This is a genomic window from Bartonella sp. ML69XJBT, from assembly GCF_028618515.1.
Lineage (GTDB): Bacteria > Pseudomonadota > Alphaproteobacteria > Rhizobiales > Rhizobiaceae > Bartonella.
Window position 1 is genome coordinate 25458 of sequence record NZ_JAQITB010000015.1, and the last position, 15465, is coordinate 40922.

The following is a 15465-nucleotide window of genomic DNA, read 5'->3' on the forward strand; positions in this document are numbered from 1 at the left end:
ACTTACCGCGTAACTCCTTATTAAGAGCCACACTTACCGCGTAACTCCTTATTAAGAGCCACACTTACCGCGTAACTCTTTATTAAAAGGCACACTTACCGCGTAACTCTTTTATTAAAAGGCACGCTTACCGCGTCACTCTTTTATTAAAAGGCACACTTACCGCGTCACTCTTTTATTAAAAGGCACGCTTACCGCGTGCCGGCAGCCTTCAATTCCACATCAAAGCCCGTCACATGAGACCAATTCACGCCCTCAGGAATGCGCAATTTAAAGCGATAAAACCGAGCCCTTGCGCGGGCATGAATTTGCCCCGTATGATGAGAAGGTTGCCTTTCTGGCAACCACACTATCTTCTCCTCAAGGGATTGGCGAAAGCGCATCCCCACAGACAGATAAAACTCTCCACTATTCACTTGAGGCATGATATTTTTCACGCGTGTTATCATGCCATTTGTCTGTCCCATTTCTTGTGATACCACCATACAAGCCATGGGGGGACCAGAAAACGAGCCAAGTCTCCCTTCACGATCAAATGCCCCAAGAATAGGAGATTCATTTTTCCAAGCCTTACTATCGAGAGAAAAAGACAAATCATCAATGCTCTGGGCAATCCGATCTAATCCTTCTAAAGTGGTTCCCGCCAAAAAAATGGGCAAAATCATTTTGATATCCACGGCAGCTTTTGTCCATTTTTGCAATCCCCAATCATAAATGAGCAAAATACGTTTGTGGGTGCTTTCATCGCTATCCACCATCCAATAAACGCGATTATACACCCCATCAATGGCAGCAGATAGAGTATACAGATTATTCAGTCTTGATTTTGCTGTCATGGTTCGATCGACTTTTTCAAAGCCAATGGGTATAATCTGCCCCTCATTGGTAATCTGATAAAACCCACCCTCATCAGCAAAGAAGGCAAGATCGCCTCGACAAACGATAGATTCAGCGTTTTTAGCCCCACGTTTATCGTGGATTTTTTGAAAACTAAAAATAATTTTAGAGCCAGGAATAAAAGAGCCGGCATAGATAGCAGAACGCATAAAGATGATTGGATTTGTTGTTTCGGTTGCCCCTTGCACGAAACCACCATCGGGAAAATCTTGATAATCGCAGCTTTTTTTCCCCACCGTCCAAAATTCGGCATCGTTCAATCCAGACCAATGGACACGTCTTGGATGCTCCGTCAATTTCATCAAACAGACGAAATCTCCCCACACCCGCACAATTCCGGCTTGTGGTGGATTTCCACCTAAATCTCTAAATCTTTTATCGTGATTAATGTCGATAACTTGAGGCTTATCATTAGCATTAACAGCAATCACGTAATCGCCAAACAAAGCGAACGACCATGGAGCATCGACATTTGCAAGATAAGATTTTCCATTTTGGCTAATATCTTTCCAGCGCTTTGTGGTATTGTCGAGCAGATAGATTTTTTGTGCTGTCCCCACAAGAATAGACACACCATTTTTTGTTTTCACAGCCAAAGCCCCTAAAATTGTCTCAGGACAAGGCTCTGAAAATGGTTGAAAGCTTGGCATAGGAATATAGGAACCATCGGCCGGCAAAACATTAATGAGTTCATCGGTAAACAGTCCATTAATATCCGCAACATCAGGCCGATAATCAGCAATTGGAAAAAAAGCCATTGAAAACCCCATTGGAAGAATATTTGCAAAACCTTATGGCAATATTTTAAATCGCAAAGGCTTATTTTAACCACCAGAGCCTAGAGTTGACTCTGTAACAAAAGCGTGAACCCACCAGCACCAGCCGCCAAAACCAACCACCAGTATCAACCACGAGTATCAACCACAGGCACCAGCATCAACCATCAATCACGAAGAAGAAAAAAGCTCTTTAAAACCTCATAGGTAGAATATTTGCAGCCCCTTTTCTGCGTGACGTTTCAAAGCGCAAAGCTTGCAGCTGTTCTTGAAAATCGCGAAAAGCAGCAGCAGCATATTCAGGATCCTTGAGAATATTTTTACAAAGCTCGTATTTTGCCCGTGCTTTAATGAGATCAAATGCATGAATGAACCAAGGATTCTCTCCCTCTCTCAACTGTTCATCTCGCCCACGAGCACAAGCATAAACAACACAGACACTTTCAATCTGCTTTGGTGTTGGAAACAAGCCTATTTTTTGATCACAGTAAGTATAAAAGAGAGGTTCTCCTTGTGGAGGCTGTAATCCATATTGTTTTTGCAACGCTTCAATCGATTTAAAAAGCAAAGGTGTTTGTGCTGCATGATATGTTCCTAAAAGAACAGACTCCACAGCCCTTTCTGATTCAAGAAAAATTCCCTCTTCTTGGCCATACCACATTTTTCCAGGTTGTGTTTTAAAGGTCAGCTGTTTTTTTTCATTAAAGAACAAAGGTTCGCGTTCACATAAGCGCAAAGCGGTAAAAATGGAATCTTGAATTTGCATAGAATATTCAGCTGTTGTATCGTCAATTTCATCTTGAATAAGCGCAACCATAGAGGCAAAAGTCTGAGAATGCTCTGAATGTGTGGGATCAAGATGATTTAAAGTAATGGGTGTAATGGTCATGGACAATGATAATCCTTTTGCGTGTGAAGCGTTTTGGCTATCTCTCCCACAAAAATATATCCTGTTGAGAGAAAGAATTTGCCAACTTTCAAACAGCTCTTACAGCAAATATTCCAAAATTTTAGACAGCTATAGAAAAATTCTGCAAGCCTGATCTGCTCCAGAAATTTTGCTCTCTAACAGCATATTTTGTTGAGAAAAAGCCTCAGTGCTCAAAGCAGGCATCAATTGGTATTGCGATAAGAGTGCAATCCTAAAATCTTCTGTTTGACAAATAATGTCCCCCTTCTCAACAGAATGTTCTGTTGAGAAGAAGTATTTGCAGCACCTTTAAGCAGGTGCTCCATAGGTTGGGATCACGATAGTAGCAAAATCTTGTGCTCCTTGTGTGCTTCCAGGTAAGGTGAAACAAGTTTTCTTCATACCGATGATGGTTTTTGCTGCAACACCGAATTCGCGTTCATAGTCGAACAGTTCTTCCACCAATTTATAGCGTGTAGCGCCACGGTCTTTTCCAAAAGCGATGACGGCACTTTGCGCTCCCAACAGCACGGCACGGCGCACATTTGGCACTGCTTTGTTTGTTGAACCGGACTCGACACCTTCGGTAACATGTTCAGCCTCACGCAGGACGACACCATTATACATACCAAGCGAGCCGTCATAGAGGGGGTTTTTAAGACGGCTTCCACTATAGATTGCCTTAGTGATATCGAGCCACTGTCCAGCATCCGTATTGGTGCGCAATTGTGTGACCTGGGTTGGATGCAGATACAGCACATAAACATTTTCGCCATCAATGCGCACAGGCCTAATTTTTGGATTAGCAAGCTTAGCCCGTTCCACGGCTTTATCGACCAAATCAAGATCAAAAGTATCATTTTCTTTTAAGTCTTCATCTTTTGTTTTTCCATTGGGGCGCACAACGCGTTTATCGGTTGGTGCAGTTGGTGCATTAAAGCCATAATGGACAGGTTTAAGGGTAATCGTGCGTCCTTCAAAGTTAATGGCTTTTGCGGTATAGCCACACACTTGAATAAAGAACATCAAACTCAAGCGATCAGCATACCAATCGACCAAACCATTTTTGGCTTCGGTCCGCAAATCGTGTAAGATACGTTGCTGATCAATAGTGCCTTCATTTTTAACACGCACCGCATGAACAAGTTCATTAATAGCCAAGCGATCACTGAGGAATTGCAGAGCTTCTTCATTCCCCTCAAGGGACTGCCCTTCACTCACCCCATCGCCAAGCAATTGGACACGCAAATTAAAGCTAATAGCATCACCACTTGCTTTTGTGGTTTCATCCTTTAATTGTACGATACTATTTGAATCATTTCCGATCAATGGTGCAATAGGAATTGCTTTTGAAATTTCTTGGTTTAACAGTTTAGACCATGTGCGCACTGCCATTGGGTCATTAATTCCGATATAAGTTACAGCCATTTTATCCTCTAAAAGTTGATTGATATAAAAAAACCGGCAAAGCGCCGGCTATTTGAAATTCCACATTTCTCGTTTTCAGATGGTGGATTAGTTATTGGGTATTTTGTATAATTTTTATTGCTTGTCCTCCCCCTTTGAGAAACGTCACATTCTCACTTCGAGAATTCCTCCACAGCGCTCGCCTCCAACACCCCCCAGCAAAGCCCAGTGCCAATACCTCAAGCTCTCAACACAGACCGCCTCATGCCTTCCACATGACGACTTTCAGAATTCCCCCATGGGGGGGCTGTTAAGATTCTCGCCCGCCCATGAGACGGTTAAAAGCCGCTTTGTTTTTAGGATCAGCAACCCAATGGCTAAACTCTACTTCCGACATTTTATCGAGCATCTCCAAAGAAATCGGTCCATTGGGCGTCATACCGTTATAGGCCGCCAATGTGCGTGCAGAATTTTGTCTTTCCTGCAAATTTTCACCAATGTTATTGGGAGTATTGGTGTAGCCAATTTTTTGCGCAATAGAGTAGATCACCTCAGCGGGATTTTGATTTTTTTTCGCACAATCGCGCAAGATTTGCTTTAATTCATTACCAATCAACGCATCCACGACATTTGGATCTGCCATTTCCGGATAGAGTGCAGAGAAAGCAGCTAACTGCTTCGCGCGGATATCGTAAATAAAATCGGCCGCTTGATCAAAATCCTGATGCTTTTGTTTAGCACTCACAACGGACTTCTGGTAAAAAGCATGCAACTGTTCTGCTTCATGGTTCATAGAAGGGGCTTGTTCAGAGATCAACGCCCCTTGTTTATAGAGTGTTTTTCCCAACCATTGTATATAACCCATAAAATCTTTTTGCGGATCTGGCGGTGCATCAGTTTCTACTCCCCCTTGACCATCTTTTTGCTGCGTATCCTCTTGCAATGATCGCTGTTGTTGATGTCCATCTTGATGTGCGTGGGAATTTTTTTCTAAGGCTTTTGTTTTTTCTCCAGCATCAATTTCACAGTTTTCCTGCTGCAAAGCTCCTGAAAAAGACCCCTGTTTTAATTGGTTTTGTTCTGCTGGTGTTAAATGTTCTTGATCCATAGTGTTAGCCTTCTTTATTGACAATAAGATGATATTTTTTTCAAATGAAACAGTTTACCTTTGCGCATTCGCCTCCTACAAAAGAGTGCCCACCAGCTGCTCTATTCCCATATACCCAGCCGTCCCCCTCCAGCATGATAAGCATACGCTCGACTCTATTTGCAGCGCGCTTGTTAAGAACTCCACGAGCCTCACCGCGAAACTCCTCAGCACTGCAAAGCTGTCCTCCACCCCCTCACACAATGGAGCATTTTGCCCCTGCAAGTTCTGCTCTTGCACCTTGTGTGCAACTTCGTAAACTTATACTCTGCAGGCAATGTTATAGAGAAACCGATACGAGCGAAGGAGAAGTGCATAAAACAACTGCTTCTCTTAAAACATAGGGTGATTTAGCCTTGCGCATTCGCCTCCTACAAAAGAGTGCCCACCAGCTGCTCTATTCCCATATACCCAGCCGTCCCCCTCCAGCATGATAAGCATACGCTCGACTCTATTTGCAGCGCGCTTGTTAAGAACTCCACGAGCCTCACCGCGAAACTCCTCAGCACTGCAAAGCTGTCCTCCACCCCCTCACACAATGGAGCATTTTACCCCTTCAAGCTCTGCTCTTGCACCTTGTGTGCAACTTCGTAAACTTATACTCTGCAGACAATTTTATAGAGAAACCGCTACGCGCCAAGGAGAAGTGCATAAAACAACCGCCTCTCTTAAAACATGGGGTGGTTTAGCCTTGCGCATTTGCCTTTTGCAAAAGAGCTTGCACCAGCTGCTCTATCTGTGCATTAAGCACTCCACGCGTCCCCCCACTCAGTTCTCCAGCATTACTAAAGTGCCCTCCAGCACTGTGAGGAGCATTTTGCCCTTCCAAGCTTTGTGCTTGGACATTGTGTGCAACTTCGTTTGCTTGTGCTCTGCAGGCAATTTTATGGATAAGTGATGCGGGCAAAGGAGAATAGCGTAAAAGATCGAGCATAATCTCTGGTGTTATGAAACTTTGCATCAAAGGCAACAATTGCATAATAATGGCAAATGTCCGCTCTTTTTCATTAAGGCTTGTTGGCGCATCATCAACGACAATATCATATTCCAAACTGGTGATCATTTCACGTGTGAGCGGGACATACTGAGCGTTTTCCTCTCCAGCAATACGTACCAATCGCCCATCGGAAAGATAATTTTGAATAAGATAGAGAATAATTTTCCCCTGTCGTTGCCGATATCTTCGCAAAGCATCAAAGAAGGAAGCCAACAGATTGAGTGATGATTGGCGACGTTGTTCCTCTAAGATTCCTGGTTGGTTTACCGCCCGTGTACCAACAAATTCAGAAGACAGACCAGTGACTTGTTCGATCGCACTTTTTGCTTCATTAAACAATTGAAAGAAACCTTGCGGAAATTGTGCAACGGGTTTAGGCTGGATTCTTCCCCCCGAAACAGCCCCACTTTTCAGCCAAGTGATGCTATCGGCTCTTGCCCAACTCTCCGTGGCTTGACGATCATCATCAAAAGCGTCGCGTTCGGCCATAATCCCGCCTTTTGACTGACTATTGAGCAAATGCATCACTTGACTAAAATATTTATTTGCCCAGCGTTGTGGATCTTTTGTTGGTTTGACAATCCCGTAAAAATGCCGGCTTAATTTGTCAAAACTACCGGTAATACACTCCCAACCCAATTGACCAGCTGGCACCAAGGGTTTATCTGGTGCTTCGAGCAATTTTCGCCCCAAAAAAGCACGTTTGACAATTTTTCTTGTTAATCTTGTTGCTTGAATTTGCGGAAATTCTTTACGTAAATTTTGGAAATCCTGTTCTGAATAATCGACAAATTTTCCGCTTAAAGGATCAAGGACTTTATAAACAACCTCACGCTCGAACCAGCGGCATTCAGCCAATGTAACCATTTTAGGGCGTTGATACCCCTCCTCCACATCACCACGATAGCTTTGCCCATCATCCGCACTGGTTTGGTGCATAAATGTCTGATGTTTGACCCAATCAGCATGAAGATCACTCCAATGAACATGGGGAAACATTTCTCTTGCCACATCGAGAGGTTTTTCATCAATATACCACAAGCGTTGTGCATCAATGAGATTGGGTTTTACGGCACTTGCATCCCATATCATTTTCATAGGATCGAGTCGTGCAATGACGGGTTTTCCTTGCGGATCTTGTTCATAATCGAGTCTGGTATCCGTCCAACCCATTCCGCAAATAATGGCATCTTGAAAGGCATCGGAATCCTCGTACTCTCCGTCAGCCTCATCCCGAAACCATTCAGCTGCACCGGTGAGTATTTGGTTAGCAAAAGCCGCCCCTTCTTGACGAGGAATAAATTGCACCTGTCGTTTATTATTGCGCTCTGTACCAATCACGGCATTGATCAGCGGAGCGATACGGTTAAAAGTCATAACCGGTCTGTTTTGTTCGCGCAACACGGCAAGATCTTGCTCATTCCATTGGCGCCCATTATAAAAATCATAGTCTTCTTGGGCATTTTTTCGCCATTTTTCGACATGTCCAATATCATCGTGATACCAGCCCACGAGTTTTTTAAAGAGCGCTTGATTTTCAAGGGTTTCGAGTGGATCAAAAGAATCTGTAGAAATATTCATTAGAAAGCCATCCATGAAGTTTGAGAATGGTGAGAAGAGCGATAAGCATTTTTTTTCGCTCGTATATTGGGCTGTTCATAAGCCACACACATCAGTCCAAAAGCATCGGCACCATGGCTTGCCCAATCATGTTCAGCGCCCAGCCCGATATTGCGTTGTTCATCGCGCTTTTCGTGATACCAAGCGAGTGCTCTTCGCCCAGCATGAGTTGTCTCTTCGTTAAACCATATGGCAGGAAACAATCGCCGCACCGCTTCGATACGCATTTTCACAGCTCCCACGCCTTGATTTGGAATGATCTTTGTTTGAAAACCGGCTTGTTGGAGAGCACTTTCAAAACTGACATTATAAACACGGTCTTTGGTTGCTCCATCATGGGGTAAAACCATCAATGCTTTCTCATATCCGCGTTGAAAGACCCATCCCACATGCTCTGAGAGAGGCTGTCCTTGTGCTTCATAATAATCGAGGACGCGGATTTCTCGTCCCACGAATTGTGCGACCCACAAAGCAGTAGCATCAGCCTTTGCTCCTGTTCCGCCGATATCCCAAAAGATTCTGATCTGCATAAGCGGATCACGGGGCACAGTGGTAATGCGCCCCTCGCGTGAAGCCTCAAGCAGCGCTTTTTGATAATAAGCGCCCTCAATGGTTTGGAGATATTCGCCCTCCCAAATATGGTTATATTGTTCGGGTCGTTGTTGTAAATCTGCTTTGCGATCTCTATTCAGTTTTTCGGGAAATTGAGGATTATCACGCCAATTAATTTCCACCCCTTTGATATTGGGATCATTGCCATTTCGGAAACGTTTTTCCACGGGAGCATTTTCCCGGCACGGGTTCCAAGTCACCCACAATTCGGCATTCCAATCGTCTCCTTCTTCACGCAGAGTTGGAATAAGCGTTTGCCAAGCAGTCTCAGTCACGGGTTCCGCCTCGTCCACCCAGCAGAGAAAAACACGCCCCATGGATTTAATACTTGCGATATTGCGATCAAGCCCAGCAAACACATAAACGATCCGTCCATCTTTTGATTTAATATATTTATCACCGATTTCATAATAATCTTGTAGAAAAGGATAGGCTTCAATGGCCCGTTTAATTTCCTCCAAGGAACTTTCATTGAGCGAATTTTGAAATTGCCGTGCACAAAGAATAATCCCCCGTTCTCCCGCCTTACCATGGCGATATCCAACCACGGCAGACATCAAAGCAAAAGAACGTGTTTTTCCAGAGCCCCGTCCCCCCCAAGCAGCTCGCACATCAGCTTTTCCAGTAAAGACCGGAATAAGCTTTGGAATAAGAGCAATTTGAGCAGTTGTCATGAATCCTCAAGCACAATCATTCTCAAAAACCACAATCTCCAGACATCCCCCCTCCCAAGCAGCATCACCGCCAGAAACCAAGATCCCCAAACTCCACATCGCCCTTAAGTCTACCCACAAGCTCCACAATCCCGAGGACAAAAGCACTCCTCAAAACACCACGCCCCTCAGAGTCCATGCCTCTCAAGCACTATATAAAGCATCACTTCTCTTAAAATCACGAGCACACTCAACACATAAGCTTATTTGGGCATCTCCCCCTACTGCTCCAATAATTTACAGAGCCAGAATCTTTACAAGAGCCACAAAAAACTCTAATAAACAGCACAAAAATCAGCTTTCAAAAAACAGAGCTAGTTGTGGAATGAAAACAATCTAAACAGTCTTTTTTTTAAGATCTGATAGCCTAAATATCCTAATAAACAACAAGATTCCCTCTTGCTCTTGTTTATGTGTACCTTCTTCAAAAAATCTGTTCAATGCTCTTTGTTCATTGAAGCTCCCCCCTGATAGGATACCCATTCCACCTTTTTGCATACCCCCCTCATGCTCGAGAGAAGTATATATCATTACGCCCCACGAAAGACTGGAAAAAAACATTAAAATTTATCTTACACCTTTTTAAGAACTTCAATAATCGCCAAAAGAAACAACAGATCTTCCAGATAGCATACTTTTCAAACAGCGTAATTCTCAGACATTATAGTCTTCAGACATCTCGCTCCCAAGCACCACCATCGCGAAAAAACAAGATCCCCACATTCCCTTAAGTCTACCCAAAAGCTTCACAATCTCGATAGTAACACACGCCTTAAAGGGAAACGCCTCTCAAGTAATATATGCCTCAAGCTCCACAATCCTCAAACTTCGTATTTCTCTCCGTTTTTTTATCTCGCTCAATCCTCTTCCTATCTCCCACAAGCTTGGTATCCTTTGCTCTCACCGGCACGATCTCAACACGCGAAATTGTTTTGAAATCGCCCCCAGCATCTCCAGTCACTTGCAGTGGTAACACTTTAGCCAGCAGCAAACACATCAACAATTCCAGTTGCGCAATTGTTCTAAACCCTTTGCATCTCCCTCCAGCATTCTCATGCCAAAATTTCATCTCGTCATGATCTCCATGGTCCCCAAACATACCCCTACCAAAGAACACAATCGCCAGAATTAGTATTGGCAAAACCCATAGCTCTCCAAGACCATATGCCCCAAAGGATCACACTCCCAGATCTCGACAATCTTCAAAAATCACACCATATACCCTCACACATTGGAATTTTTAGTCTCCTGCTCCCCAGATACCGCATCCTTTGCTCTCACCGGCACGATCTCAACACGCGAAATGGTTTTGAAATCGCCCCCAGCATCTCCAGTCACTTGCAGAGGCAACACTTTAGCCAACAACGAAAAAAAAGGCACAGGATTATTGAGTGCGTGATACTGAAGATAGGATACCAGTCCATCTTCACCATATTGATACCCAGCTTGTTCAGCAGCTGTAAGAAGAGCTTCATTAAACTGCCTTGTTGTTTTATTCAATGCACCTTTTGGGCGCCCTCTTCGTCTTAAGGGAAGACAACGTTCCTTTGCCATCATTATATTCTCTCAAATAAAGTATAGAATAATTTCTGATAAAGAAATTCGTAGATAAAGTGAAAAAACAATACCATTTAAAAACATTGCGGCCCACATAAAAGCAGCACAAAATAGGATGGTTTAGATAATTTCTACTCGAATATCTTCCTTATCTTGTAAGGAAATTTATATAATATACTTGAAAACTCTACCTGAATATCTTATCTGATGGCACTACTTCCATAATAGCACGTCTGTCTTACCATCTAAAGAAAGAGGCAATCCTCCAACCTACTCATCTCTTTATAAGATAAGTAAAAATGAAGGAACCATAATATAGATGATAAAAATAATGACCATACTTAGAAGTAGTATCATCAGACAAAATATTTAGACAGAGCTTTCAGATATATTATATAAAGCTCCTCACAAGATAAGGAAGGTATTCCAGTAGAAATTACCTAAGCCATCCCTTCTCTAGAGGAACATCTCCCCTAGAAATGTTTTTCATAGCTTACACCATGAAATTCAAAAAAACGGAAAAATGCAAAGCAGGCAAATTTGGAAAATCGTAGACCTGAAACATTTCCCAGTTTCAAATATGAAACATTCTCTAGAATCCGTCTACTTCTCTTTAGATTATTTTTTATTTTACTGATTTAATTTTTGAGCAGCTTATGACCTTACCGGTTTAATTTCTGAAGCAACTTTTAGACCTCTTTTCTGGTCGGTTCTGACTCATTTCACGCATTTTGACATGCTCCCTTAAACTTATTGTTTGGATATGATCCGCTCGCACGTCCTCCCAAGCGCATCATTGAAAAAAAATTCGAGCCCCAAGGTGCGAAAACATCTTGTTTGGAAATATTCAGGATGAACTAACCGCTAAAATCACAAAAAGCTAGAGGATTAACGCGCTACCTTCTTTCATCAACATTCTTCTCTTTTTATTATTGTTGAATTCCTCAGCAAGAGCTGACTGGCTTGTAAAAAGCGCGCAATTCGAATTATGTAGCTATAATATCTGTTTAGATTCACCTTGTCAAGTTTTTTATGTTTTTACCCCTCTTTTTATCTGTCTTTTTTTATCTCTCTCAGATGCCATATCACCATAAGCACTCTCTCCACAAGCGTCCCTCTCAAAATTCTTCCTCAAAAATCTCTTTTCTCACAAGCCTTTTGCCCTTATGAACCGTCCCCTCAAGTCTTCCCCTTCATAAGCCTTACCCCTCTCAGGAACATTCTGTCTTAGGAACAAATTCTCGCCCCTACAAGGACATTCTCTCTCATGAGAATTTTTCTCCTTTTGGGAAGGAGAGAGTTCTAATTTTCAGGCAAAAAGACTAACTGATCTCCCTCTTTTGCAATAGTCACCGCCATCTCATCGTGAATTTTTCCAAATAAGATATTTTCCGCGAGTGGATCTTGAATTTCTTTCTGAATAATACGTTTGAGAGGACGTGCTCCATAGAGGGGATCATATCCTTTATTGGCGAGAAATTCACGCACCTCTGGTTCGATATGCAAAGTTATTTTGCGTTCATTGAGCAAATTTTGCAAATGTTGTATCTGAATATCAACGATAGCTTCCATATCGGTTCGTTGTAATCTCTGAAAGAGAATGATCTCATCAATACGGTTAAGAAATTCTGGGCGGAAAGCTGCTTTTACGACATTCATGACATCATCTTTTGCCTGATCGGTTGTCTGTCCTTCCGGCAAGGCGGTTAAAAATTCCGCTCCAAGATTTGAGGTCATAATCAGCAAGGTGTTGCGAAAATCGACGGTACGCCCTTGGCTATCGGTCAAACGTCCCTCATCAAGCACTTGTAGCAAGAGATTAAAAATATCAGGATGGGCTTTTTCAATTTCATCGAACAAAATGACCTGATAAGGTCTTCTCCGCACGGACTCGGTCAGCACCCCTCCTTCTTCATATCCGACATATCCAGGAGGTGCGCCAATCAGGCGTGCACCGGCATGCTTTTCCATATATTCCGACATATCGATACGCAGCATGGCATTTTGATCTTGAAAGAGAAAAGCGGCCAGTGCTTTGGTTAATTCGGTTTTCCCCACACCGGTAGGACCAAGAAACATGAAAGAACCGAGTGGACGATTGGGGTCTTGCAAGCCGGCACGAGCACGACGTACAGCACGGGAAACGGCTTGCACGGCTTCCCCTTGTCCAATCACCCGCTTACTCATTTCATCTTCCATACGCAAGAGCGTTTCTCGTTCTGCCTCAAGCATACGATCCACAGGAATTCCAGTCCAGCGAGAAACGATACGCGCCACATGTTCAGCGGTCACGGTTTCTTCAACGAGATGATTTTGTTGATCATCATTTTCCGCGATACTCAGTTGTTTTTCGAGCTGCGGAATGACACTATAAGCAAGTTCACCGGCTTTTTGGAATTGCCCATCGCGCTGGGCTATAGCCAAAGCATTTCGTGCTTCTTCCAATTGTTTTTTCAAATCAGCAGCATGCCCTAATTTTTGTTTCTCCGCCTGCCAAGCTGTTGTCATTTCCGCGGACTGTTGTTCCAATGTTTTAAGTTCGTCTTCCACGGTTTTCAGACGCTGTTTAGCTGTAGGCTCAACATCGGTTTTCAAAGCTTCGCGTTCGATTTTCAACTGCAAGATACGCCGATCCACAACATCGAGTTCTTCAGGTTTTGAATCGACCTGCATACGCAAGCGTGCCGCCGCCTCATCAATGAGATCAATGGCTTTATCGGGCAAGAAACGATCGGTAATATAGCGGTTAGAAAGCCTTGCGGCAGCGATAAGAGCACTGTCAGCCAAGCGCACTTTGTGATGTTGTTCATATTTTTCTTTGATACCGCGCAGAATAGAGATTGTATCCTCCAAAGTTGGTTCAGGCACAAAGACAGGCTGGAATCGTCTTGCAAGAGCGGCATCTTTTTCGACATATTTGCGATATTCATCGAGTGTTGTTGCGCCCACACAATGGAGTTCTCCGCGCGCCAGAGCAGGTTTGAGCAAGTTTGAAGCATCCATAGGACCATCGGCTTTTCCCGCCCCCACCAAGTTATGCAATTCATCAATAAAGAGAATGATTTGCCCATTTTCGGCTTGCACCTCAGCCAATACGGCTTTAAGACGTTCTTCAAATTCACCGCGATATTTTGCTCCAGCGATAAGGGCTCCCATATCGAGAGCATAGAGTTGTTTATCACGCAAAGTTTCAGGCACGTCCCCATTGACAATACGAAGAGCCAACCCTTCAACGATTGCGGTTTTCCCCACTCCAGGTTCACCGATCAGGACGGGATTATTTTTTGTACGCCTTGAGAGCACCTGTACTGTGCGGCGAATTTCTTCCTCACGACCAATAACAGGATCGAGTTTTCCCTCGCGCGCATCTTTAGTGAGATCGCGTGCATATTTTTGCAAAGCATCATATTGGCTCTCCGCATGGGGACTTGTCGCCGTTTTTCCCTTACGCAGCGCCTCAATAGCGTGATTGAGTGCTTGGGGTGTCAACCCTGCTTTGGTAAGAATATCGGCTGTTTTTGCGGATTTTTCCATGATAAGCGCTTGCAACACACGCTCGACGGTCACAAACTGATCACCGGCTTTCTTGGCGAGATCCTCCGCTAAGGTAAAAACTTTTGCCAACGGCTGAGCGAGATAGAGTTGCCCATTTCCCCCTTGTACTTTTGGCAACGCATTGAGAGCGTTTGTGAGCTCCTTATGAATAACAGTAAGATCACCGCCGGCTTTTTGGATAAGAGATGCAGCCAATCCTTGAGCATCCTCCAACAAGACTTTGAGCAGATGTTCAGGCATAAACTGTTGATGATCAGAAGAGAGAGCGTTATTTTGTGCTGATTGTAAAAAGCCTTGTAATCGTTCGCTATATTTTTCTAGGTTCATTTTTTTTCCTTTCTTGCACCACCACTCTTTAGCTTCCCAAAGCGCACTCACAAGGAATAGCCTCCCCCCACAAAACACTGCGAACGAGGCAGCATGAAGAATAACCGTCGTGCTAAAATGAATATGGGTTCTCGAAAGCCTCATAGCAAGAGGGTAAATAAAGAGGCATAATCATTTTTCGACGAAACCACAACCTTCTCATCCCCACCAGCACCTCATTGCCAACACTTCTCTCCACCAAACATCCCAACACAAGCCGCACCACCATCACCCCTACCCTCCCAAATCTCACCACCTGCCCCTCACCTTTACGCCCCCAATTCTTTGCCCCCTTTCATCAATCCTTCACCGCATCTATGAGCCCCCACAAAAACACGCATAACGCACACCTCTTCTATTTCACCACTTTTACAGATATAAATTTTACGCTTTTAAATATTCACAGAAAGCCGCACCCCCACCTCCTCTCCAACGCTCTTTCACGACCACCACATCTTCCCACCAACACCCCACCATTACCCCCTACCATCCAAATCTGCCCCCATCATCCTCCTTGTTACCCCACTTCAACGAAAACCATTCTACAAGCCAATAAACATTGCGCTATCGCCTTGGCGAAACAGATTTTTTCTCAAGAAAACAAAGGAAAATTTCACATGCCATACAACTCTACTTTATACAGTACTCTTTGAGCACCTATGTCCATTCCATACGCAACCACTCCCAGCAATCTACTCCACCAACACTCCACTACGCCCCCCTACCACCTTTAACACACACCCACACCAGCACCTCACCACCTGCCTCTCACCTTAACACCCAACTCTTTTCCCCCTCTCATCAATCCTCCACCACATCTATAACCCCTCCCAAAAGCACACACCATTCACGGACCTGCTCTTTCACCACTTTTACAGAGATACATTTTTACGCTTTTACAATTTCAC

The 15465-nt window shown here is 43.8% G+C and carries 9 protein-coding genes and 1 pseudogene; all 10 read right to left on the minus strand.

The window, feature by feature from the left end:
- Nucleotides 1–191: 191 nt before the first annotated feature.
- The 10 genes and pseudogenes from PVV68_RS06085 to clpB all read right to left on the minus strand — a co-directional run bounded on the left by PVV68_RS06085 (nucleotide 192) and on the right by clpB (nucleotide 14518).
- Nucleotides 192–1655: a hypothetical protein gene (locus PVV68_RS06085; protein WP_273721063.1), complete on the minus strand. Its 1464-nt coding sequence runs from the start codon at nucleotides 1653–1655 to the stop codon at nucleotides 192–194.
- A 211-nt stretch (nucleotides 1656–1866) separates the two neighbouring features.
- Nucleotides 1867–2562 carry a hypothetical protein gene (locus PVV68_RS06090; RefSeq protein WP_273721064.1) on the minus strand — a complete coding sequence of 232 codons (696 nt, stop codon included), beginning with the start codon at nucleotides 2560–2562 and terminating at the stop codon, nucleotides 1867–1869.
- Between the two features lie 330 nt (nucleotides 2563–2892).
- The gene (locus PVV68_RS06095) at nucleotides 2893–4011 is read right to left on the minus strand and encodes a N4-gp56 family major capsid protein (RefSeq protein ID WP_273721065.1); all 1119 of its coding nucleotides are present in this window, start codon (nucleotides 4009–4011) and stop codon (nucleotides 2893–2895) included.
- Between the two features lie 289 nt (nucleotides 4012–4300).
- A complete protein-coding gene (locus tag PVV68_RS06100) occupies nucleotides 4301–5098 on the minus strand; it encodes a hypothetical protein (RefSeq protein WP_273721066.1) in 798 nt (265 codons plus the stop codon).
- Between the two features lie 724 nt (nucleotides 5099–5822).
- On the minus strand, nucleotides 5823–7715 hold the full coding sequence (locus PVV68_RS06105) for a portal protein (protein ID WP_273721067.1): 1893 nt from the start codon (nucleotides 7713–7715) through the stop codon (nucleotides 5823–5825).
- On the minus strand, nucleotides 7715–9040 hold the full coding sequence (locus tag PVV68_RS06110; protein WP_273721068.1) for a PBSX family phage terminase large subunit: 1326 nt from the start codon (nucleotides 9038–9040) through the stop codon (nucleotides 7715–7717). Before PVV68_RS06110 ends, PVV68_RS06105 begins: the two co-directional genes overlap by 1 nt.
- Before the next feature lie 6 nt (nucleotides 9041–9046).
- Nucleotides 9047–9181, minus strand: coding sequence for a hypothetical protein (locus tag PVV68_RS06115; protein ID WP_273756861.1), 135 nt, complete (start codon nucleotides 9179–9181; stop codon nucleotides 9047–9049).
- Between the two features lie 703 nt (nucleotides 9182–9884).
- A pseudogene (locus PVV68_RS06120) lies at nucleotides 9885–10067 on the minus strand (hypothetical protein); the annotation flags it as partial.
- Between the two features lie 236 nt (nucleotides 10068–10303).
- Nucleotides 10304–10633, minus strand: a complete 330-nt coding sequence (locus PVV68_RS06125; RefSeq protein ID WP_273756866.1) for a hypothetical protein — start codon at nucleotides 10631–10633, stop codon at nucleotides 10304–10306.
- A gap of 1305 nt (nucleotides 10634–11938) precedes the next feature.
- Nucleotides 11939–14518: an ATP-dependent chaperone ClpB gene (gene clpB / locus PVV68_RS06130; protein WP_273721069.1), complete on the minus strand. Its 2580-nt coding sequence runs from the start codon at nucleotides 14516–14518 to the stop codon at nucleotides 11939–11941.
- Nucleotides 14519–15465: the final 947 nt, after the last annotated feature.

Bases quoted from the DNA above. Each gene is read 5' to 3' on its own strand.
- PVV68_RS06090 (WP_273721064.1), bottom strand. From the start codon at position 2,562: ATGACCATTACACCCATTACTTTAAATCATCTTGATCCCACACATTCA.
- PVV68_RS06105 (WP_273721067.1), bottom strand. From the start codon at position 7,715: ATGAATATTTCTACAGATTCTTTTGATCCACTCGAAACCCTTGAAAAT.
- clpB (WP_273721069.1), bottom strand. From the start codon at position 14,518: ATGAACCTAGAAAAATATAGCGAACGATTACAAGGCTTTTTACAATCA.
- PVV68_RS06110 (WP_273721068.1), bottom strand. From the start codon at position 9,040: ATGACAACTGCTCAAATTGCTCTTATTCCAAAGCTTATTCCGGTCTTT.
- PVV68_RS06095 (WP_273721065.1), bottom strand. From the start codon at position 4,011: ATGGCTGTAACTTATATCGGAATTAATGACCCAATGGCAGTGCGCACA.
- PVV68_RS06100 (WP_273721066.1), bottom strand. From the start codon at position 5,098: ATGGATCAAGAACATTTAACACCAGCAGAACAAAACCAATTAAAACAG.
- PVV68_RS06125 (WP_273756866.1), bottom strand. From the start codon at position 10,633: ATGGCAAAGGAACGTTGTCTTCCCTTAAGACGAAGAGGGCGCCCAAAA.
- PVV68_RS06085 (WP_273721063.1), bottom strand. From the start codon at position 1,655: ATGGCTTTTTTTCCAATTGCTGATTATCGGCCTGATGTTGCGGATATT.